At 62.0% G+C, this 21,879-nt stretch carries 19 protein-coding genes; 6 read left to right on the top strand and 13 right to left on the bottom strand.

The features are described from left to right. Positions 1-37: 37 nt before the first annotated feature. The 13 genes from AAEZ09_RS18250 to AAEZ09_RS18190 all read right to left on the bottom strand — a co-directional run bounded on the left by AAEZ09_RS18250 (position 38) and on the right by AAEZ09_RS18190 (position 14,303). The gene (locus tag AAEZ09_RS18250) at positions 38-3,136 is read right to left on the bottom strand and encodes an error-prone DNA polymerase (RefSeq protein ID WP_350600254.1); all 3,099 of its coding nucleotides are present in this window, start codon (positions 3,134-3,136) and stop codon (positions 38-40) included. Beyond that, on the bottom strand, positions 3,112-4,527 hold the full coding sequence (locus AAEZ09_RS18245) for a Y-family DNA polymerase (protein WP_122840665.1): 1,416 nt from the start codon (positions 4,525-4,527) through the stop codon (positions 3,112-3,114). Before AAEZ09_RS18245 ends, AAEZ09_RS18250 begins: the two co-directional genes overlap by 25 nt. 7 nt (positions 4,528-4,534) lie before the next feature. Then, the gene (gene imuA / locus AAEZ09_RS18240) at positions 4,535-5,152 is read right to left on the bottom strand and encodes a translesion DNA synthesis-associated protein ImuA (RefSeq protein WP_045057611.1); all 618 of its coding nucleotides are present in this window, start codon (positions 5,150-5,152) and stop codon (positions 4,535-4,537) included. Then, positions 5,152-5,769 (bottom strand): transcriptional repressor LexA, encoded by a 618-nt coding sequence (gene lexA, locus AAEZ09_RS18235; RefSeq protein ID WP_205892868.1) that lies wholly within the window; start codon positions 5,767-5,769, stop codon positions 5,152-5,154. The genes imuA and lexA overlap by 1 nt, the downstream gene beginning before the upstream one ends. A gap of 184 nt (positions 5,770-5,953) precedes the next feature. Further along, positions 5,954-6,241: a DUF971 domain-containing protein gene (locus AAEZ09_RS18230; RefSeq protein WP_350600252.1), complete on the bottom strand. Its 288-nt coding sequence runs from the start codon at positions 6,239-6,241 to the stop codon at positions 5,954-5,956. Further along, complete coding sequence (locus AAEZ09_RS18225) at positions 6,238-7,200, bottom strand: HEAT repeat domain-containing protein (protein WP_045057614.1); 963 nt, start codon at positions 7,198-7,200, stop codon at positions 6,238-6,240. Before AAEZ09_RS18225 ends, AAEZ09_RS18230 begins: the two co-directional genes overlap by 4 nt. Continuing rightward, complete coding sequence (locus AAEZ09_RS18220; RefSeq protein WP_350600250.1) at positions 7,197-8,045, bottom strand: ABC transporter ATP-binding protein; 849 nt, start codon at positions 8,043-8,045, stop codon at positions 7,197-7,199. The genes AAEZ09_RS18225 and AAEZ09_RS18220 overlap by 4 nt, the downstream gene beginning before the upstream one ends. Continuing rightward, positions 8,045-8,827 carry an ABC transporter permease gene (locus AAEZ09_RS18215; protein ID WP_350600249.1) on the bottom strand — a complete coding sequence of 261 codons (783 nt, stop codon included), beginning with the start codon at positions 8,825-8,827 and terminating at the stop codon, positions 8,045-8,047. The genes AAEZ09_RS18220 and AAEZ09_RS18215 overlap by 1 nt, the downstream gene beginning before the upstream one ends. A gap of 133 nt (positions 8,828-8,960) precedes the next feature. Then, positions 8,961-10,367 carry an ABC transporter substrate-binding protein gene (locus AAEZ09_RS18210; protein WP_350600248.1) on the bottom strand — a complete coding sequence of 469 codons (1,407 nt, stop codon included), beginning with the start codon at positions 10,365-10,367 and terminating at the stop codon, positions 8,961-8,963. Between the two features lie 147 nt (positions 10,368-10,514). Further along, positions 10,515-10,760, bottom strand: a complete 246-nt coding sequence (locus tag AAEZ09_RS18205) for a 4Fe-4S dicluster domain-containing protein (RefSeq protein ID WP_007946457.1) — start codon at positions 10,758-10,760, stop codon at positions 10,515-10,517. A gap of 26 nt (positions 10,761-10,786) precedes the next feature. Beyond that, the gene (locus AAEZ09_RS18200) at positions 10,787-12,532 is read right to left on the bottom strand and encodes a fumarate reductase/succinate dehydrogenase flavoprotein subunit (RefSeq protein WP_350600247.1); all 1,746 of its coding nucleotides are present in this window, start codon (positions 12,530-12,532) and stop codon (positions 10,787-10,789) included. Next, complete coding sequence (locus tag AAEZ09_RS18195) at positions 12,529-13,281, bottom strand: GntR family transcriptional regulator (protein ID WP_045057619.1); 753 nt, start codon at positions 13,279-13,281, stop codon at positions 12,529-12,531. The genes AAEZ09_RS18200 and AAEZ09_RS18195 overlap by 4 nt, the downstream gene beginning before the upstream one ends. A gap of 134 nt (positions 13,282-13,415) precedes the next feature. Beyond that, positions 13,416-14,303 (bottom strand): Dyp-type peroxidase, encoded by an 888-nt coding sequence (locus AAEZ09_RS18190; RefSeq protein ID WP_045057620.1) that lies wholly within the window; start codon positions 14,301-14,303, stop codon positions 13,416-13,418. A 297-nt stretch (positions 14,304-14,600) separates the two neighbouring features. Between AAEZ09_RS18190 and AAEZ09_RS18185 the strand changes: the two genes are divergently transcribed. The 6 genes from AAEZ09_RS18185 to AAEZ09_RS18160 all read left to right on the top strand — a co-directional run bounded on the left by AAEZ09_RS18185 (position 14,601) and on the right by AAEZ09_RS18160 (position 21,791). Then, entirely contained in the window at positions 14,601-15,728 is a 1,128-nt protein-coding gene (locus AAEZ09_RS18185) for a PAS domain-containing protein (RefSeq protein ID WP_045057621.1), read from the top strand. Further along, positions 15,725-17,152, top strand: coding sequence for a sigma-54 interaction domain-containing protein (locus tag AAEZ09_RS18180; RefSeq protein ID WP_350600246.1), 1,428 nt, complete (start codon positions 15,725-15,727; stop codon positions 17,150-17,152). Before AAEZ09_RS18185 ends, AAEZ09_RS18180 begins: the two co-directional genes overlap by 4 nt. A 339-nt stretch (positions 17,153-17,491) precedes the next feature. After that, positions 17,492-18,094 carry a dimethylamine monooxygenase subunit DmmA family protein gene (locus AAEZ09_RS18175; protein ID WP_350600245.1) on the top strand — a complete coding sequence of 201 codons (603 nt, stop codon included), beginning with the start codon at positions 17,492-17,494 and terminating at the stop codon, positions 18,092-18,094. After that, entirely contained in the window at positions 18,091-19,059 is a 969-nt protein-coding gene (locus AAEZ09_RS18170) for a PDR/VanB family oxidoreductase (RefSeq protein WP_045057624.1), read from the top strand. The genes AAEZ09_RS18175 and AAEZ09_RS18170 overlap by 4 nt, the downstream gene beginning before the upstream one ends. A gap of 18 nt (positions 19,060-19,077) precedes the next feature. Then, positions 19,078-20,100, top strand: a complete 1,023-nt coding sequence (locus AAEZ09_RS18165; RefSeq protein ID WP_045057625.1) for a heme-dependent oxidative N-demethylase family protein — start codon at positions 19,078-19,080, stop codon at positions 20,098-20,100. 152 nt (positions 20,101-20,252) lie between these two features. After that, on the top strand, positions 20,253-21,791 hold the full coding sequence (locus tag AAEZ09_RS18160; protein ID WP_350600244.1) for an APC family permease: 1,539 nt from the start codon (positions 20,253-20,255) through the stop codon (positions 21,789-21,791). Positions 21,792-21,879 lie beyond the last annotated feature (88 nt).

The following is a 21,879-nucleotide window of genomic DNA, read 5'->3' as shown; positions in this document are numbered from 1 at the left end:
CGGAGCTGGTAGGAGAGGAGGAAAGAGGGAGGATTCATCAATGGAAATCCCGACTGCGAATGCTGATTCCGTCCAGCAACTCACTCAGGTCACTCATGCGTCCGGCGATCAGGTGACGAACCTCGCCCTGGCTCTCCCAGCGCCCATCGACCTTGAGCAACTGCGAGCCCACCAGCACTTTTCGCTGACGCTCGGCCAGGTCGCGCCAGACGATCACGTTGACGTTACCGAACTCATCTTCCAGGGTGACGAAGGTCACACCACTGGCGGTACCCGGTCGCTGGCGACCGGTGACCAGGCCGGCGACACTGACCTGACGGCCATGCTCGACCTCCAGCAATTCCCTGGAACTGCGACAGCGCCGCGCTTTCAGCTCGCCGCGTAACAAGGCCAGCGGATGTGGGCCGAGGGTGGTACCGACACTGTTGTAGTCAGCCAGCAGATCCTCGCCAACCGTGGGCTTGGGTAAGGCCACCGATTCCTCCTCCTGCATCGCCAGCCCGGCAAACAGCCCCAGTTGCTTGTGCACCCCTGCCACTTCCCAGCGCGCGCGATGGCGATCTCCCGCCAGCCCGAGCAGGGCTCCGGCATCGGCCAACTGTTCCTGGGCGCGGGCTTCGAGCCGTGCCCGTTCGCCGAGGTCGGCGATGTCGACAAATGCCCCTCGAGCCCGGGCCACCTCGATGCGTCGGGCATCGTCCTCGCGAAAGCCCTTGATCATGCGCAAGCCCATACGGATCGCCGGCTGCGCCCCGGCAACGGGTTCAAGGCTGCAATCCCAGTCACTGGCGCGCACATCCACCGGGCGAATCTGTAAATGGTGGCGGCGTGCATCCTGCAGGATCTGGTCGGGACTGTAGAAACCCATGGGCCAGCTGTTGATCAGCGCGCAGGCAAATGCCGCAGGTTCGTGGCACTTCAGCCAGCAACTGGCGTAGGTCAGCAAGGCAAAGCTTGCGGCGTGGGATTCGGGAAAACCGTAGCTGCCAAACCCCTTGATCTGCTCGAAGATCAGCTCGGCGAATTGCGCCGTATAGCCGTTTTTCTTCATCCCGGCAGCCAGGCGCAACTTGTGCGGTTCAAGCCCGCCGTGGCGTTTCCAGGCCGCCATGGAGCGACGCAACTGGTCGGCCTCCCCGGGGCTGTAGTCGGCGGCAACAATGGCGATCTGCATCACCTGCTCCTGGAATAACGGCACCCCGAGCGTGCGCTTCAACACCTCGCGCAATTGCTCGGACGGATAGGTTTCAAGCTCTTCACCGTTTCGTCGCCGCAGATACGGATGCACCATGCCACCCTGGATAGGCCCGGGCCGCACGATCGCTACCTCAATGACAAGGTCATAGAACTCTTTGGGCTTGAGCCTGGGCAACATCGACATCTGCGCCCGGGACTCTATCTGGAACACCCCGACCGTATCCGCACGGCCAATCATTTCGTAGGTCTGGGGGTCTTCAGCCGGCACCGTGGCCAGGCTCAGGTCGAGGTTGCGGTGGCGACGCAACAGGTCAAAACAGCGGCGAATGGCACTGAGCATGCCCAGCGCCAGGATATCGACCTTGAGCAGACCGACCGCATCCAGGTCATCCTTGTCCCATTGAATGATGGTGCGCTCGGCCATGGCCGCGTTCTCCACCGGCACCAGGGTGTCGAGTGGCTGCTCGGAAATGACAAAGCCACCCGGATGCTGGGACAGGTGCCGGGGAAAGCCGATCAGTTGTCCGGTGAGGCTGAGCACCCGACGCAAAATCGGGCTCTCGGGGTCAAAACCGCTTTCGCGCAAGCGCTCCAATGGCGGCGTCTGATCGCTCCAGTGGCCGCAACAATCGGCCAGGGCGTTGATCTGGTCCGGCGGCAACCCCAGCGCCTTGGCCACGTCACGCACCGCCCCGGCAGCGTGATAGGAGCTGACCACCGCGGTCAGGGCTGCACGGGTGCGACCGTAGCGCTGAAACACGTATTGCAGGACTTCTTCGCGACGTTCGTGTTCGAAATCGACGTCGATGTCTGGCGGTTCGTTACGCTCCTTGGAGAGGAAACGCTCGAACAGCATGTTCATGCGTGCCGGGTCGATCTCGGTGATGCCCAGGGCAAAGCACACCGCAGAGTTGGCCGCCGAGCCGCGCCCCTGGCAGAGAATGCGCTCGCGTCGGGCGAACGCAACGATGTCATGCACGGTGAGGAAATAACTTTCATAACCCAGCTCGGCGATCAGGCCCAGTTCCTTGTCGATCAGTTGCCGAACCTTGTCACTCGCACCTTCGGGCCAACGTTGGCGAATCCCGCGCTCGGTCAGTACCCTCAGCCACGAAACCCCGCTGTGCCCCTCTGGCACAAGCTCACGTGGGTATTGGTAGCGCAACTGGCTCAGGTCGAAGGTGCAACGCCGGGCGATCACGGCTGTTTCGTCGAGCAAGGCCTGGGGATAGAGCGCGTCCAGTGCATCGAGACTGCGCAGGTGCCGCTCGCCATTGGGGTGCAGGCGTAAACCGGCCGCTGCCACCGGCACGTGATGGCGGATGGCGGTCATGGTGTCCTGCAGCGCGCGTCGCCCGCGCACATGCATGTGCACGTCGCCGCTGGCTACCATCGGGATTTGCAGCTCGCCCGCCAGGCTCATCAGGTCGGCCAGTCGGCGCCGGTCATTCTGCCCACAGTGCAACTGCACCGCCAGCCACAGACGTTCAGCAAACACTTGCCGTAGCCACTGACCACTGCCCGTATCATCCACAGCATCAGGCACCCACAGCGCCAGTAAACCCGGCAACGGCTCGCTGAAATCTTCGCGCAGCACCTGATACTGACCTTTCTGCGTACGACGTCGGGCCCGGGTAATCAGCCGGCACAGGTGCTGATAACCCTCGAGATTTTCCACCAGGAGCACCAGTTTCGGGCCGTTCTCGATGCGGATTTCACTGCCGATGATCAGCGGCAAGTCCACCGACCTGGCCGCCTGCCAGGCACGGACGATGCCTGCCAGCGTGCATTCATCAGTAATGGCCAGCGCCTGGTAGCCCTGCTTTTTTGCCCGCTGGAACAGCTCAAGCGCACTGGATGCGCCGCGCTGGAAGCTGAAGTTCGACAGGCAATGCAGTTCCGCGTAGGTGCTGGTCATGCGAACCAGCCCTGCAGCCACAATGGACCACCCTCGCCTACCGCTCGATAGGCCCAGGCCTGCTGGCCGGAGCGGGTTTCAATCAGGTAATAGTCGCGTCGCACATCGCCGCCATCCCACCAACCGGACTCGATTCGCTCCGGCCCCATGACAATGCGAGCCGACCCTTCCTGCACCGCCAGCGGTTCAGTCAGCAGCCACCCTGGACGTTGCACACCGCACAGCCCGTTGCCGCGCTGGTTATCGGCCCCGGCCTGCCAGGCACATTCAGGTCGGTGGTCGGCCTGAAAGCGCAAGCCGTGAACCGCATCATCCCCAAGCCGGGCCCGCAAGCGCTCGCGCAATTGCTCCCAGGGCAAGGACTGTTGCGGGCGGTCGTCGAACAGCTCCTGATGCTGTGGCACAAAGGCGGGCAAGTCTTCGGCTCGCAAGCGAAAGCCGCGCACCGGGGCCTGCACCTGCACTTGCTCCAGCCGCCCACGGGCCAGTTCAAAGAGCATCGCCGGATCGCGCTCGGCGCTGAGCAGGCCGACCTTGATCACGCTGTCAGGCAAGCCTGAGTGTTCCAGGTGCAGGTCAAAACGCTGTACGCCACTGTCGCGCCCGCACAGGAACGCCGCGAGATCGCCGGTCAGGCGGCGTAATGGAAACAGCAACGCCTGGTGGGACTGCACATCAAAATTGAGCTCGATGCGCACATCAAAACGGTCAGGTGGCAGGTAGAACGCCAGGGCCAATGGCCGGATCCCGCACAAGGTGTCCAGGTGCAGCAGTACACGGGCTTCGAACCGCCGTGCCAGGCTGTTACGCGGCAAAGCCTGCAGCTGGTCCAGGGTGCGCAGCCCCATGCGCGACAAAGCCGTGGCTACCGTCGGTTCCAGGGCAATGCGGTCGATGGGCAATTGCGCGAGGTGCCATTGCAAGGCGGCGTCATCCGCGACCACCAGACCGTCATGCAGGTTGGCCAATACCCGTGCGGCCACCGGGTTGGGGGCTGCGACTATGCGATGGCGAAAACCCAGCTCCCCCAGCTCGCTGCGCAAGCGGGCCTCGAATTGCGACCAGGGGCCGAACAGGCCCAGGCTGGATTCGATCTCGAACACCAGCGCACGGGGGTAATGCACGCTGACCTGGGAACTGAACCGATAGGCCCAGGCCGCGAGGAATTGCTGCCAGTGTTCGATTTCTGCGGCGTCGTACTCCGCCGTGACAAAGGCCTTGCTCAATGCCTGGGCGGCAGTCATTGACTGGCCTGGACGCAAGCCCAGTGCCCGTGCAGAAGCGTTGACTGCCTGCAACACACGGCGCTGGGCCGGGCCGGTCAACAGCGCCAGCGGTTGATCCGGGTCGCTGCGCTGACGCAAGACCGCGTCCAGCGCCAATTGCGGGAAGAGAATACATACCCAACGCATGGCAACCTCAATGCCCCACGGCAAAGGCGATTGGCGCCGAACGGGCCAGCCCGCCCCGGCACTTGAGCACGCGCAGTTGCGCGGGGCGCGCATCGATGGCGATGCGCAAGGCCGCAGGCGAAGGGTTGATGGCCTCCTGGATCGAGCGATAGGCAAACGCCAGGGTCGAGCCGGTTTCTGCTGCCACTTGCAAGCGACGCAATGCACGGTCATCGGCTTTATGCGGCCAGCACAGCACCGCGCCGCAACTGCCGGAGCGCAGGCACTGCTCCGCTGCCCACAAGGCATCGCGCTCGCTGGCCTGGATGATGGACAGCTGACGCAGATCAACCCCGGCGTTTTCCCAGGCTTGTGGGTAGGGAACAAAGGGCGGCGCCACCAGGACAATCCGCTCCCCCGCTGCGGACAACCGCGCCAGGGCCGGCCACACCAGTTGCAATTCACCCACGCCCTGCCCGGCCAGGAGAATTTCAGTCAGTGCCGCTTCCGGCCAGCCACCGGTGGGCAGCGCGGCATCCAGCACCGCGTGCCCGGTGGGTTGCGGGCTGGCGGCCGGGGGCGCAGGCCGGCCTCTCCAGACCTGGCCGCCATTGAACAGCGTATCCAGCGCAACGACGGCACCCATTACCCTTGCCTCACCAGACCGCAGAACACCCCTTCGATGGCCAGGTCCTGATCGGCTTCGACGATGATCGGTTGATAGGCGGGGTTGCGTGGCAACAGCCGGACGGTCTCGCCCACGCGCTCGAATCGCTTGATGGTTACTTCACCATCGAGCCGCGCCACGACGATCTGCCCATTCAGGGCTTCGGCGCTGCGATGCACCCCTACCAGGTCGCCATCGAGAATGCCGTCCTCGATCATCGAGTCGCCCTGGACCCGCAGCATGTAGTCCGGCACCCGGGAAAAGATCGCCGGGTCGAGCATCAAGCGCCGGTCAACCTCGGCATCGGCGCCGATCGGTGCCCCCGCCGCCACCCGGCCAAGCACCGGGATGTCCAGCAGTTCCGGGCGTGCCGCCTGGCCGAGCAAACGAATGCCCCGGGCCTGATGGGGGTTGACCTCGATGAACCCGGCTTCGGTGAGCGCCAGCACGTGCTTGCGCGCCACACTTCGGGAGGCGAAACCGAACGCCTCGCTGATCTCGGCGAGGCTTGGAGGCTGACCGTGTTCGGCGATTCGATCGCGAATGAAGGTCAGGATGGCGTTACGGCGGGGAGTTAAAGTCGTCATGGAGTACATTTGTACTCTTCTGCGGTTTTGGTGACAAGCACCATCCATCCATAACCTCATCCCGTAGGAGCTGCCAAGTGAAACGAGGCTGCGATCTTTTGATTTTTTTTAAAAGCAAGATCAAAAGATCGCAGCCTCCGGCAGCTCCTACGGGGTTTTGGTGACAAGCACCATCCGTCCAGGGGGTGCGTGTTCAATTGGAGTTATTAGCCAGTCCGGCAAGAAAGGCCCACGGAAAAATCCCCCGCTCATGTCCATCACTGAATACCAGCTGCACCCCATACCCCTGGTCATTGACCTCGATCACCCGCACCCGCGAGTCCACCAGTGGCGCCTGCCCTCGCAGCCGAAACGCCCGGCATTGCGAGCACGGGCACTGGCGGCGCAGTTCAGCATGGTCCAGCAATTGTTCACGGCCATCCGGCCAGTTGAGGCGCAATTGCTGTCGAGCCTGGGAATTGCCAACCGCCAGCGAATTCATTGCAATTGACTCAACGCAATGCGCACCGCTTTACGGACTTCCGGATCGCCATCATCCTGCGCTGCCTGCAATGGCGCGATGGCGCCCGGGTCCTGCAACTCGCCGAGGGCCAGCGCCGCCTCCTTGCGCAGGTTGCTGATGCGATGGTCGAGGGTGTCGATCAGGGCCTCAAGCGCCGGGACATAGCGCAAGCGCCCGAGGCTGCGGGTGGCGCGCAGGCGCACTTGCCAGTAATCGTCGCCCAGGGCATCGACCAGCGCCGGGCCCGCGTCAACGTGGCCGACCTTGCCCAGGGTCGTAGCGGCTTCCTCACGAACCTGCCAGGCGTTGTCCCGCAGGGCCTGACGCAGGGCCGGCAGGACCTGGGCACCGCAAGCCAGACCGAGGGCGCCGGTGGCGGCACGACGAACTTCTGTGTCGGGATCCTGGCTGGCCAGCGTCGCCAGCGCCGGCAAGGCATCGAGCTGCTTGAGCCAGCCGAGCACGCCGACCGCCTCGCGGCGCACACCTGGGTCCACATCGAGCAAGGCGGCAGAGGCGGCAGCGGCGGCATCGGGGAGGCGCAACTCGCGCAGAGCCCGAAACGCGGCGACGCGCACCTGCACCTCGGCATGCACGGTCCACGGCAGGATCACCTTGCCTGCCGCCTCGCTCTTGAGCAGGCTGAGGCTCTGCGCGGCGGCGGCCTGTACTGTCTGCGCAGGGTCGGTCAGGGCCTGGCACAATGCCTCGACGACCGGGTCATCCTCCCAGGCTTCCAGTAACCGTGCGGCTTCGGCACGAACTTCTTCAGCCGGATCCTCGGCCAGTCGGTCGACCAGCCAGACCAGGCCTTCAGGCTCCTCGAGATCAGCCAGTTCAATCAGGGCAATCCTGCGCACGCCCGGATCCTCATCACTCAGGCGTGTTTGCAGGGCAAGAATGTCAGCGTTATCGGTTACATCGAATAGAGAGGTCATAGGGCAAATCGCGGCAGTTTATTTTCTGGGGGAAGTCCGAGAGGGTTCAGGCGCGGTAGCTGCCGACCGTCTTCGTGACGCAACAACTCGAGGCAGTGACGCTTCAAGCGGGAGAATTCGTGGCTGGTCACCAGTTCGCTGGCGCGGGGCCGCGCAAAGTCCAGGCGCAGGTCTTCGATGATCCGCCCCGGGCGCGAACTCATGACCAGCAATCGGTCGGCCAGGAACAACGCCTCATCGATGTCATGGGTGACGAACACCACGGTGGTGCGAATTCGCGTCCAGATGTCCAGCAGCAGTTCCTGCATGTTCAGCCGGGTCAGGGCATCGAGCGCGCCGAAGGGCTCATCCATCAGCAGCAGGCGCGGGCGATTGATCAGCACCCGGGCGATTTCGACGCGCTGCTGCATGCCCCCGGACAACTGATCAGGCCAGCGCTCGGCGAACCCTTCAAGCCCGACCAGGGCCAGGATCTCGTCAGCGGCCTGGTGTCGCTGGGTTTTACCGATGCCACGCATCTTCAGGCCGAAGGCGACGTTGTCACGCACCGTGCGCCAGGGGAACAACGTGTGATGCTGGAACACCATGCCGCGCTGGGGCGACGGTCCCGAGACTTTCGTCCCATCAACGGTGAGCGTGCCGGTGCAGGCCTGCAGGTGCCCGGCCAGCGCCCCGAGCAAGGTGGATTTGCCACAACCGGAAGGCCCGAGGATGCACACGAACTGCCCCGCCTCGATCTGGCAGTCGAGGCCCTGCACCGCTTCAAAAGCCGTTCTGCCGTCACCCAGGCGGATCGACAGTTGGCGTATGTCGATGCGCCCTTGCATGGCTTGATCAATGCTCATCAGGCTTTTCCTCGTGGTCGGTGCCACGGCGTGAACAGGCCGCCGAGACGTTTGATCAGCAGGCTGCTGCCCATGCCCAGTACACCGATCAGCAACATGCCGACCACGATATCGGCGTAGTTCTGGACGGTGTAGGACTCCCAGGTGTAGTAGCCGATACCGTATTGGCCGGAGATCATTTCGGCCGTCACCAGGCAGAACCACGAGGTCCCCATGCCAATGGCCAGGCCAGTGATAATGCTCGGTGCAGCACCGGGCAATATGACTTCCAGAAGGATCGCCTGGCGCCCTGCACCAAGGCTTTTTGCCGAGGCGATCAGCCTTGGATCGACCCCTTCGACGCCGTGCACGGTATTCAACAGGATCGGGAACAGCGCGCCCGTGAAGGTGATGAAAACCATCGACAGCTCCGACGAGGGAAACATCAGGATGGCCAGGGGAATCCAGGCCACGGCGGGAATCGGGCGCAGCACTTCCAGGGGTGGCAGCAGCCAGTCTTCAGCCCGCTTCGAGCGGCCGATGGCCAGGCCCAGAGCGATACCGATGACCAGCGCCGCCAGGTAACCGGCGAATACCCGGCTCAGGCTGCTGCCCAGGTGGCGGGCGAGTTTCCCCGACTCCACAAGCCACAGTGCGGCCTCGACAACCGCAAGCGGCGTCGGCACGTTGGCGAAGGTGACAAGGCCCAGGTTCCAGTGATGACTGGCAGCGAGTTGCCAGAACAGCAGGCAGAGCAGCAATGAAGCGGCCCTGGGGGTCCAGCGGATAAATGATCGGTACATAAACAATTCCCAATGGCGACACGCCCCCCGTAGGAGCTGCCGAAGGCTGCGATCTTTTGATTTTGGTTATCAGAAGAAAGATCAAAAGATCGCAGCCTTCGGCAGCTCCTACGTTGACCGCATTCCAATTTCATTACCGGGCAGCAACCGCCTGGGTGGTGGCATCCGTGAAGTCGAGGACTTTGCCGCCCTGGGCCGTGGCGTATTGCTGGGCCTGGCCCTTGAGCAGGAAGGCGCTGAGTTCGCCCTTGGCGTTGCTGGCAAACCACGCCTGGTCCGCCAGCAATTTGATCCCGCTGTCACTCGCCTGGGCATAGACCGCGCGGATGTTCCTGCCCTCGGCTTTCAACTGCGCCAATGCGCTGAACGCTTTCTGCGCCGAGGCATACTGGCGAACCTTGGGTTCACCGCGCACCCAGATCTCGGCCACGCGACTGAAGTCGGTGATGACCTGGCCGTTCGCCGCATCCACTGCCTTCAACGGGCTCTGGGCGTAATTGCCAAGCTGGGCGGAGTAATCCAGGTTCGACGCCTTGAACGCGGCGCGGATGTATTGGTCGTCGATGAACGTATTGAGGTCGAGGCCGCGATCCGCCTTCTTCAGCAGCTTGAGCGTATCGATGGCCGTGCCGACCGCCTGACGGTATTCCGGCTTCCAGCTGAGGTCGCGAGTCTGCACACCGAGCGGGCCGTGGAACAGGTAATTGACCTCGGCATCGACGCCAGTGACCTTGGCGATCAACTCGCTGTACTTCTCCGGCTCTGCGGCCAATAGCTGGTTGGCCTCAATGCTCGCCCGCAGGTAAGCCACGACGATTTCCGGGTACTTTTTCGCGTAGGCCTGATCGACCAGGGCGCCGTGGAAGGTCGGTGCATTGGCTTGCGCACCGTCATAGATCTTGCGGGCAAAGCCCCGGCTCGGGAACAGTTCGGCGAAGGGCACGAAGTCGGCATGGGCATCGATTTTCCCGGCCTGCAGCGCAGAACCTGCAACCTCCGGCGGCTGGGCGATGATGTTCACATCCTTGAGCGGATCCCAGCCCTGCGCCGCCACCGCTCGCAACAACATGCCGTGGGCCGTCGAGGCGAACGGTACGGAGATGGTCTTGCCCTTGAGCTCGGCCAGGGATTGCACGCTGGACGCGCTGGGCACCACGATGCCATTACCGCTGCCTTTGATACTGCCCGACAACACGCTGATGAACAGGCTGTGCTTGCCAGCGGCTTCAAACGCCACCCCGTTGAAGGTGCCGGGGAAATCCGCCATGGCGCCGAAGTCGAGTTTGCCGGCGACCATCTCATTGGTCAGGGGCGCACCGCTGGTGAAGTTTTTCCACTGCACCTCATACTGGGCGTCCTTGTACTGGCCATCCCGGGGCAGGTATTTGTCCAGCAGCCCAAGCTCACGAATCAGCAGGCCGCCAGCGGCGCAATTGATCGTGGTGTCCTGGGTGCCGATGGCAATGCGGATGGTTTCGGCTGAGGCCGACAGGGTCAATGAAGCCAGTACCAGACCGGCAAACGCTGCACGCAATAACATGGGTGTATCCCCTCGAATCATTTATAGAATATTCGTCTCCGCCACGATCAGGGCGCGGTGGGAAACGAGGGGTGGTTTGATCCAGCGTCCGGGGGTGGCCGGATGGCTTTACAAGTTGTCTGTACTCGCTTCCACAATGATTGGGCTTTAGCGCAACAGATAGGGAATCTCGACCTTCACCGCCCCGGTCGGGCAGTCCTTCTCACAAGGCATGCAGTACCAGCATTCATCAAACGCCATGTAGGCCTTTTGCGTCGCCGGATTGATCGCCAGCAGGTCCATCGGGCAGACGTCTACACATACGGTGCAGCCTTTGTGGGCAATGCACAGGTCCTCGTCGACGGTCACCGGCGCGTTGGAGCGGAAGAAAATTTCCTGGGGTTGATAGGCCATGGTTCGGGCTCTCCTGGTATCGATTGTCAGGCGGCGTTAGCGCCGACCCGCAACTTGTCGTAGGCCTGCAATTCGTCGGCGTCGAGTGGAATGATGTAGGGCTCCACGGCTTTCTTGAAACTGCTCATCAAGCCGTCTTCACCCTTCTTCAGGTGGCAATGGCAGAACCAGTCACGGTCATTGCGCTGCGGGTGATCGACCCGATGGTGGTAAAGCCCCCAACGGCTTTCAGCGCGGAACAACGAAGCCCGGGCGGCCATTTCAGCGCAGTCGCGGATCATGCTGACTTCCATCGCACGCATCAGCTCGTGGGCGTTGTGTGCCTTGATCTGATCCAGGTCGCGCTGGATATCACTGAAGCGCTGCAGGCCGATCTGCATTTTTTTAGTCACCTTGGGCGGTTGCAGGTAGTCATTCACAAATCGGCGCAGCTTGTATTCGACCTGGGCCGGTGGCAGGCCGTGTGTGCGGTCCAGAGGCGCGTAGACCCGTTGCTTTTCCGTTTCGACCTGCCCGGCATCGACCGCTGAAAAATCACGCCCGGCGACAAAATCTGCGGCGTTGTTGCCGGCGAACCAGCCGTAGGTAAATGCGCCCAACATGTAGTTGTGCGGCACGGCCGCCATGTCGCCCGCCGAGTACAACCCCTTCACCGAAGTCTCGGCCTTCTCGTTGACCCAGACCCCGGACGCCGAGTGACCGCTGCAGAAGCCGATTTCCGAGATGTGCATCTCAACCATCTGCGTGCGGTAATCGGTACCACGGTTAGCGTGGAACTGGCCGCGGCTGGGCCTTTCGTTGCTGTGCAGGATCTCTTCGATGTTCTGGATGGTTTCCTCGGCCAGGTGATCGAGCTTGAGAAATACCGGGCCATTGCCGCTTTCGAGTTCCTGGTGGAACTCCCACATCATCTGGCCACTCCAGTAGTCGCACTCGATGAACCGCTCGCCCTTGTTGTTGGCGGTGTAGCCGCCCAGGGGGCCGGTGACATAGGCACAGGCCGGACCGTTGTAGTCCTTGATCAGCGGGTTGATCTGGAAGCATTCCAGGTTCGCCAGTTCGGCGCCTGCGTGATACGCCATGGCGTAGCCGTCGCCGGCATTGGTCGGGTTTTCGTAGGTGCCCATCAGGTAGCCCGAGGACGGCAGCCCCAGGCGACCGGCGGCACCGCAGCAAAGGATCACCGCCTTGGCCTTGATCACATGGAAGTCGGCCGTGCGGCAATCGAACCCCATCACACCGTTGACCGCGCCCTCTTCGTCAGTCAGCAGGCGCGTGCACACCAGCCGGTTGGTGATGCTCACCCGCGCGCGTTTCAACTGGCGATACAGGACCTTCTTGATGTCGTGTCCTTCCGGCATCGGCAGGACGTAGGCGCCCATGTGGTGGACCTTCTTCACCGCGTAGTCACCGGTTTCGTCCTTCTCGAACTTCACGCCCCAACGGTCCAGTTGCTCGATGGTCTCGAAGCTGTGGGTGGCATAGGCGTACACCGCCGCCTGATTGACGATGCCGTCATTGGCAATGGTAATTTCCTTGGTGTACTGCTCCGGCGTCGAATGCCCGGGAATGATCGCGTTGTTGAGGCCGTCCATTCCCATGCTGATGGCGCCACTGCGCTTGACGTTGGCCTTGTCGATCAGCAGCACCCGCAGGTCGCGGTTACGCTCCTTGGCCTTGATCGCCGCCATGGGGCCGGCAGTGCCGCCGCCGATCACGACGATGTCGTATTCCTGTTCGAGGGTATTTCTGTTCTCGCAACTGTGGGTCATGCCTGATCCCCTTTTTGCCGGTCGATTCGCAAGCGGTACTGGAAGGCATCGCCGCGGTAGTAGAGGTGTTCGAAATCCACGGGGCGGCCAGCGGCATCGTGGGTCAGGCGCTCGATGCGCATGATCGGCGAACCGGCTTCCACACCCAGGGCCTGGGTCAGGTCGCTGTCAGCCAGCACCGCGTCGATAGCCAGGTCGGCATGCCCCAGCGACAGCCCGCAGTCGTTTTCCAGGATCAGAAAAATATCGCGGGTCACCAGGTCGGCCTTCTCCAGGCGCTCGCCAATGGCCTGGGGCAGATAGGTGATTTCCAGGGAGATCGGCTCGCGGTTGATCAGCCGCACCCGCTTGATCTGCGCCACGATGTCGCCTTCGGCTACCTGAAGGCGTTCGGCAACCAGCTTGTCGGCGCCGATGAATTTGAAACTGCGCAAGCGGTTGATCACCTCATAGCCGCGCCCGGTCATCGATTCGGCCAGGCCCTGCAAGGTGCTGACGTTCTGAAAGGTCTTGGGCTTGGCCACGAACGTGCCCTTGCCATGAATCTTGAAGATCAACCCTTCCTTTTGCAGATCGCCCAAAGCCTGTCGCACCGTGATGCGGCTGACCTTGAACAGGTTGCCCAGCTCGCTTTCGGAAGGCATCTGGCTGTCTTGCGGATATTCACCGTCGAGGATTCGCGCACGCAGCACATCACGCAGTTGGGTGTGCAGCGGGACGCTGCCGAGGGAGAGGACGTTATCGGTCATGGCTATTCACTTGTTATAACGAGTTATGACAAGATCATATCGAGCGGATTTGCGGCTGGGAAATAACGTTTGGGTATAAGGTTAGTCGGCAGTTTCAGGTGAAGGAGCCTGCTCCTTCACCCTGCCATCCCGTGTCAGCCAATGCGTAGCGCGCGCAGGTCGAGGTGGCCGTCCTTGAGCGGCGGGCACCAGTAGTAGCCGCCGGTGATTGGCCGGCTGATGCGATACAGGCCATCGGTGATGCCGTCTTCCAGGCCGCTCATGCGGCGCAGCTGGGCTTCGAAGGCGTCCAGGGAGAAGCCGAACGCGAGGAACATCAGGCCGGCACGGTCGCCTTCAATCCAGGGCATGGAACGACGCACCACAAACGCCTCGGGGGCAAAACTTTCCTGAGCGGTGCGTTTGACGTGAGCGGAGATTGGCGCATCGTCCAGTTCTTCGTTGTCGCTCAGGCGCCGGCCCATGATGTTGTCCGTCTCATGGGACGGCAACGCGCGAAAACCTTTCAAATCGTGCTGCCACTGCTGGATCGCGGCAAAACTGCCACCGACCAGGCCCTCAGCGCCCTCGCCCAGCAACGCCGCCGCCACGGCAGCTTCGTCATGAGGGTTTTCCGTACCGTCTTCGTAACCGGTCAGGTCGTGGCCGGTCAGGTGGCGAAAAGTTTCATTCATCTGCACCAGACGCAACGCCGGAGCCAGTGCCGCTTCGATGGCCTGACTGCGATTGAGCAATTCGCCACGGTCGATTCCATGCAGCCAGCACCACAGCGCATGCTGGGTCGACGGGTTATCGACGCCCACGCCGGTCATCGCCGGAAATGCCCGCAGGCCATCGATCCGGGCGTGAAGTGCCATGACCAGGGACTCACCAAAGCCCACTACGGCGGATTTGCCGTCTACCAGTTGCATCAGGTTGTCGAGTGCAGCCGGCAGGGCTTCGACGGACACCAGCGCGAAGAACAGATGACGGGCTTGCAGCGGAACGGGGGTGGCGAGGATGCCCGGCTGGTAGTGACTCATATCGACTCCTTGAAAAAGCTGCGCAGTTTACCGGGGTCCTGGATCGTATACACATGCGTTTTTCATGTAGAGCAGGACTTGCGCATGCCCGCTTCGTCGGCTGATCGCTGTAAAAATGCTGAACGTGCTGCAATATCGCAGCACTTTTGTGCAGCTGCCAAAGATTGTGGGAGCACACGCTGTACAGCTGCTCCACCTGCTGCAGTTGCTACAACTGCTCCAGGTGCTACGACAGATATGCTTGGCATGCGATGTGCCCTGCTTTTGAGATCCTCAGCCAACCCGAGCCGATTCACCATGGATATCCTGAACTTGCTGGCCCACAAGGCGCCGCCCTGCACCAGCACCCTGAGGGCCGACGGGCTGCTCGTGAGCCTGTCCGCCAGCTTGAGCGATCAACTGGGTTACTCGCCGGAAAACTCGTTGAACCAGCCGATCGAACACCTCTACAGCGTCGAATCGGTTCGCACCCTGCGCGCACTGTTCGCCAACCCGCCTGCGGACGAGCAGGTTCAGAGCCTTGAGCTGACCCTGATCCGACACAACGGCAGCCTGCTGCACGTGATTGCCAGCGGGTTGCTGCAGTGGCGCGAGGTTCAGCCGGCCTGCCTGCACTTGTTGAACATACCGCTGGGCACACTGGGGCATCGCCTGCGGGAAATGCACAACGCCAATGAAGTGATGAGCCAGATGCTGCAGAGCGCCAAGGTGGCCTACTGGTGCATCGAGTTTGCTGAAGCAGTAGACATCAACAACTCACCGGATGAAATCGTGCGCCAGGTGTTCGAAAACGACTCGCACTGGCGCCTGTGCAACCGCGCGATGGCCGACGTCTACGAAATGCCTTCGGATGTCGATTTCAATCAGCAACCGGTCCGGCTCTACTGGCCGCGCAGCCCGGCCAACGAGGAATTTGTGCGGCGCCTGATCGAAGCCGGATTCAGCGTCGACTGCGCCTTGTCCGTGGACCGCCGCCATGACGGATCGCCCGCCTACGTCGAGAACGACGTGCGCGCAACCATCGTCAACGGCCACCTGCTACGCATGTGGGGCAGCATTCGCGATGTCAGCCAGGAACTGCGCATGCAACACGATGCAGAACAACGCATAGATGCGCTGCGCCGAGTGTTCGATGCAGTACCGGACGCCGTGCTGGTGATTGACGAACACTTGCAGCCGCAATGGCGCAACGCAGTGTTTGAAGAGACTTTCGGCATCACCAACGGCGCGGGTATCGCTCGCCTGTTGCTGGATAACGCACTGCCGGAACGCACCTGGCACCGTCTGCCGCTGCCGGATTTGAGTGGGCGTGCGCCGGACTTCGATGTGCACTGTTCGCGCATCCTGATTCGCGAAGGCGTGGCCTGGCGCGTTGCAGTGTTCCGTCAGCGCCAGGGCGTGGGCACCCAAGAGTTGCACCCATGAAAGACTCAAACCTGCCACCCAGCCTGCAGATGGGCATGCGCTCTTCGGTCAATGTCAGCAGCGAAGTGCTCGGCGCGTTACTGCAGACCCCGGCCCTGCACGCCCTCCTCGACAGCTTCAGCGAGGCGCTCATCGTGACTGACGGCGAAGGCCGCGTACGCTTTCTCAACCTGGCCGCCGAGCGGGTCAATCGACTGTCCAAACAGGAGGCCATCGGGTTATCGGACAGTGAGTTTTTCCAGCGCTCTGCACTCAACTACGACGACTTGCAAGCGGCACTCAATCGCGGCGGCAACAGCGCCTTGACGCGTTCCCGAGAGGGCCGCGTGCTGCTCAGCAGCACCCATGCGATTCCTACCGGGGCTTATGAAAAGCCTTTTCGCATGCTGACCCAGAAAGATTTTGACGGCAGCCAGCCGCAACGCCGAGCGTCCCTGGGCGCCAGGCCGGTTGAATCCCAAGGCCTGCGCGACCCGCAAGATAACGCGCTGCATCTGTCCCCACAGCTCTCAGGCATCGCCGACACTGGCGTGCGCGCCTTCCGTCGACGCGCGCGCCTGTTGCTGTTGGGTGAACCAGGAGTGGGCAAGACTGCGATCGCCCGACACATACACCGAGCTGCGGGCTGGGGCGATCGGCCGTTCATTCATGTCAATTGCGGGAGCATTCCCGAGAGCCTGTTCGAATCGGAGATGTTTGGTTATGAACGCGGGGCCTTTACCGGCGCGCTGGCGGGCGGCAAGCAAGGCTATATCGAAGCGGCTGCCGGCGGGACGCTGTTCCTCGACGAGATCGGCGAGATACCGCTGCACGTCCAGGCCAAGCTGTTGAAATTTCTCGAAGACAGCACTATTCAATCAGTCGGCTCGCCCCTGAGCAAATCCGTGCAGGTGCAGGTCATTGCAGCCACCAACAAGGATTTGCGACACCTGGTCAGCCTCGGCGAGTTTCGTGCCGACCTGTACTACCGCCTGGCCGTGCTGCCGGTGGAAATTCCGCCGTTACGCCAGCATCGTGATGATTTGCCCTTCCTGATCGACATTCTGCTCAGCCGGATCAATGGAGACCGTGAACCGTCCCTGAGCCTCTCAGCGGGCTGTCGCAAGCGGCTGCTGAGCTACGACTACCCGGGCAACATCCGCGAGCTGGTGAACATTTTCGAGCGCCTGGCCGTCCTCGCCGATGATGAGGCACAGGAACATCATCTGCCTGCCGAAATGCTCGAACCGCAGCGCCCTCGGGAATCACTGAATGCCCAACTGGCCGACGAAGAGGATGCGCCGCAGAACCTCAAGCTGCAGGTCCAGCATTTCGAACGCCAGGTGATCCTCCGGGCGGTGCACCTGTGCGGCAGCAAGCGCAAGGCGGCGGTGTACCTGGGTATCGACATTGGCACGTTGATTCGCAAGTTGCAGCGCGAGTGATTTGAAAACGTAGCAGCGTATCGGAGCTGTTGTAGGAGCTGTCGAGTGAAACGAGGCTGCGATCTTCTGGCTCCTCCAAAAACCAGATCAAAAGATCGCAGCCTCGTTTCACTCGACAGCTCCTACAGGACCCACTCTCACCTGCAAGCGCTGCGGAAACGCATACATATCCAGTTACTTTTGCCTTTCTCCCTTCTCCACCAAACAACATATCCCTTTTGATTCAGAGACTTATATAACTGGCACGACCTGTGCTCCTGCTATCTGAAACCCACCATCGTTGGGCTTTGCACAAGGCCGGCTTTACCGCCGCGCCGGTAGCCAGGAGGAATAATAAAAATGTTGATCACAGGGATCAAAAGCCGACCGGTCTATGACCGGCTGGAACCGCTGCCAGGCGGTCTGCACCACATCATCGCCGGCCAGGGCAGTGGCGGGCGCGCCATGTTGCGATTACTGGACGAGATGGCCGCCTCTGCGGGCCCCATTACCCTGCTGTATTCCCAGGAGTCCTTCTCCGGGCAGGATTTCCTCGGCCAGTTACAGGAGCATCCGCAGCTTCCACTGCACGTGCACCCGTCCAATCAGGCGCTCATCGAAGCACTCAGGACCCTGCTCGGCGAAGCGCGTATGGGCACCCGCCTGTACCTCGCCGGCTCGGAAAGCTTTCTCGGCAGCGCCATGCAAGTGGCCACGCATTTCGACCTCAATCGCGACGAAGTGCTACGCGAGCATTCCGGCACCCTGGTACGCCGGGTCTGGTGCGTGCATTGCGACACCTACACCGAGAACGTCACTCAACGGGTCTACGACTGCCCTGGATGCGGCGTGACGCTGGTGGTGCGCGATCATTATTCCCGTCGCCTGGCCGCCTTCCAGGCGGTCAAGGCCGATGCTGAAGTCACGGGTGAATTGCCCGAAGCCGAGGAGCTCGACACATGAGCCAGAACAACGGCACATTGAATTTGCGCGTAGCCCGCATCGAAGCGGTGACCCCGGAAATCAAGCGCTTCACCCTGGTGTCGCCGACCGGCGCTCACCTGCCCGCGTTCTCCGGTGGCAGCCACGTGGTGGTGCTGATCGCCCACTCGCAGAACACCCTGCGCAACCCCTATTCACTGCTCAGTTCGCCGTACGACACCAGCAGTTATCAGATTGCCGTGCGCCGGGTGGACAGCGGTCGTGGCGGCTCGGTCTCGCTGCACGACGATGTCAGCGAAGGGGATGTGATCGAGGTGACGCCACCGGTCAACCTGTTCCCGCTCATCAAGCAGGCGCGGCTGCACATCTTTATCGCGGGCGGCGTCGGCATTACACCGGTCATCTCGCAGCTGGAGGAACTGCGCCTGAGCAAGGTGCCTTTTGAACTGCATTACGCGGTGCGCGGCGAAGCGCATGCACAACTTGGCAAGGAATTGCAGGCCACCTATGGCGAACAGGTGCACCTGTATCGCAAGGGTGTCGACTCGCGCATGGACATCGGCCGGGTCTTGGCCGACCGCCCGCTGGGTAGCCACGTATACGTCTGCGGCCCGGACAGCATGATCGACGCCACGCTGGGGTGCGCCCGGGAACTGGGCTGGACCGACAGCCATGTGCACTTCGAGCGATTCCTGGAGCAAAGCAGCGGCGGCGAAGCTTTCAGTTTCACCCTCGGCCGCAGCGGCACGACCATTGAGGTCTCGCCCGACCAGACCATGCTCGAAGCGGTAGAAGCCGCCGGCTACAGCATGCCTTATCTGTGTCGTGGCGGCGCCTGTGGTCATTGCGAAACCACCGTACTGGAACTCGATGGCGAGCTGCTGCACAGCGATGACTGGCTGTCGGACGAGGACAAGACCAGCCGCAAGAAAATCATGCCCTGCGTATCCCGCGCCAAATGCAATCGCCTGGTCATCGACCTCTGATCGACGGAAAACATAAAAATGAATATCAAATTCAATCCCGACGAAACCTACCGCGACGACTACACCTTCGCCAACAGCCCGGAAACCATCGCCCGCGCGCCCTTCCCATTCCCTGATGACGACTACATGTACTCGATGAATCTCGAGCCGCATGTCCCGGTAGGCGATGGCGCGTTTCGCGCTGCTTTCGACATCGACGAACATTACATCAGCGAGTGCAAGGACCGGGCGATCACCCTGGATAAAGACCCGGGAATGCACTACGTCTCGGCTCCTCACATGATGGAGGCGCAGTGGGACTTGCTGGAACTGATCATGGAGTCCTACGCCCGCGATTATCCGCAGTACTTCAGCCTGCAGCGCGAGGGCCGCCAGTGGCACTGGACCAACCGTCTGCTGGACATTGATGACCACTTCACCTTCGGTGATCCAGCGACCCTGCCCTACGAGCCGATGGAATACGTGACCCGTCAGGCCCAGGGCGATTGGGTGTTGCAGGAAGAACGCGACGGCACGCTGTTTTGGGGCGCCGGCATCGCCACCCAACGTGCCGATTACTCACTGCGCTTCAACCTGGGCATGAGCTGGGAGGAATTCCACGGCCCGGTGCCGCTGGTCAAGGAGATCGGCATGCTCGACCGCGCCTTGAAGTTCCTGTTGCGCTTGCGCACCGGGCATCCGGTGCGTCGCCTGAACTGGTCACTGACGGTCAACCCGCGCCTGGAAGTCTCCGCCGAAAGCCTGCCGGAATGGGCACCGGACCGCACCATCGTAACGGCACAGAACGCCGGCAAGCTGGTGTACCTGCGCATCGAGTTACAGCCACTGCACCGCCTGCCTCGCAGCAACGCGATCGTGTTTCCGATTCGCACTTATCTGCTCAGCCTCGAAGACATCGCCACCAACCCCGCATGGGCGCGGCGCATGCACCGGGTGCTGCGGGACTTGAACCAGCAACTGGTCGATTACAAGGGTTTCAGCCGTTATCGCGATGCAGCGGTGGAATGGCTTTCGCAGTACGACACCGAACCCAAACCCTGACGCGAGCCCCTGTGGGAGCCAGCCTGCTGGCGATGGCTGCCTTGAAGTCGCCATCGCCAGCAGGCTGGCTCCCATAGGTTCGAGGTATCCAATAATTGGCGGGCCAACCCGCCAGCACCGCAATCCACTGCCATTGATAATGAGGAAATAAAATGAGTGGCTCATCCAACTCGCGTGCAAGCAGCAGCGCCGATCAGGACGCGGAACAACTCCGCGCCCTCGGCTACAGCTCGGATTTCAATCGGAGCATGAGCCTGTGGGAGAATTTTTCCCTGGGCTTCACTTACCTGTCACCGGTGGTCGGCGTCTACACCCTGTTTGGCCTGTGCCTGGCCGCCGGCGGCCCGCCGATGTTCTGGTCGTACCTGCTGATCGGCGCCGGGCAATTGCTGGTGTGCCTGATCTTCGGTGAAATCGTCTCGCAGTTCCCCATCTCCGGTGGGGTCTATCCATGGGCGCGCCGTCTGGTGGGCAAGCGCTGGGCGTGGATGGTCGGCTGGGTTTACGCCTGGGCGCTGTGTGCAACCATCGCCGGCGTCGCAGTCGGTGCGGGACCTTACCTGGCCATCATGCTGGGTTTCAATCCGGGGCCCGAGGCCAATATCTATATCGCCCTGACGATCATTGCACTGTCGACCGCGCTGAACCTGGTCGGCACCAAGCTGCTGGCGCGGGTGGCGATGTTCGGCTTCCTCTGCGAGCTGGTCGGCGCCATCCTGGTGGGTGGCTACCTGCTGATCTTTGAACGGCACCAGCCGTTCAGCGTGCTGTTCGACACTTTCAATCTCGAAGTCAACGGTTCATACCTGCCGGCGTTCCTTGCGGCATCGCTTGCCGGCCTGTTCCAGTACTACGGTTTCGAGGCCTGCGGCGATGTCGCCGAAGAAACGCCAAACCCTGGCAAGCGCATTCCCAAAGCCATGCGCATGACCATCTACATCGGTGGTGCGGCGGCGATGTTCGCCTGCCTGGCGCTGATCCTGTCGGTGCCTGACATGGCCAAGGTCCTCGCTGGTGAAGACACCGACCCGGTAGCGACCATTCTGGCCAACGCCTTCGGCCCGGTGGGTTCGCGCCTGGTGATGGCGGTGGTGATGGTGTCGTTCATCTCTTGCGTACTGAGCCTGCAAGCGGCCGCCAGCCGCCTGTTGTTTGCCTATGCCCGTGACGAAATGATCATCGGCAGCTCGCTGCTCAAGCGGCTGTCGGGCAACCACGTGCCGTCGTTCGCCCTGTTGATCAGCGGCCTGGTGCCGGCTGGCATCGTCTGCCTCGGCATGTTCATGGCCGATGCGGTGGCGACCATCGTCGGTTTCGCGGCCATTGGTATTTATGTCGCCTTCCAGCTGATCGTCATTGCGGCCTTGATCGCCCGCGCCAAGGGCTGGCGTCCGAACGGGCAGTTCACCCTCGGCGCCTGGGGCCTGTGGGTGAACCTCGCCGCGCTGATCTATGGCGTCTGCGCGATCATCAATATGGTTTGGCCGCGCTCGCCGGATGCGCCGTGGTTCATCAACTATTCGATGATCCTGACCACCCTGGTGGTGATGGGTGCCGGCCTGGTCTACATGTTGCTCGGCAAACCGTACGACAAGGGCACAGCACCTGCAGGCGATGCATGGAAGTTCTCCAGGCCGCCGGCCAAGGCTGCTGATGTTTCCGCTGCGGCGATCAACAGACCTTCAATTTAACAACAACCCCCTGTAGGAGCGAGCTTGCTCGCGATGGACCTGAGGGCGCCGCGTGCATTCAGGCAGCCCTCGTCATCGTTGACGTCCA

It is taken from the genome of Pseudomonas sp. 65/3-MNA-CIBAN-0223 (assembly GCF_040310425.1).
GTDB lineage: Bacteria > Pseudomonadota > Gammaproteobacteria > Pseudomonadales > Pseudomonadaceae > Aquipseudomonas > Aquipseudomonas gregormendelii.
The sequence above is the reverse complement of the archived record's forward strand: the minus strand, read 5'-3'. Positions and strand labels throughout refer to the sequence as shown.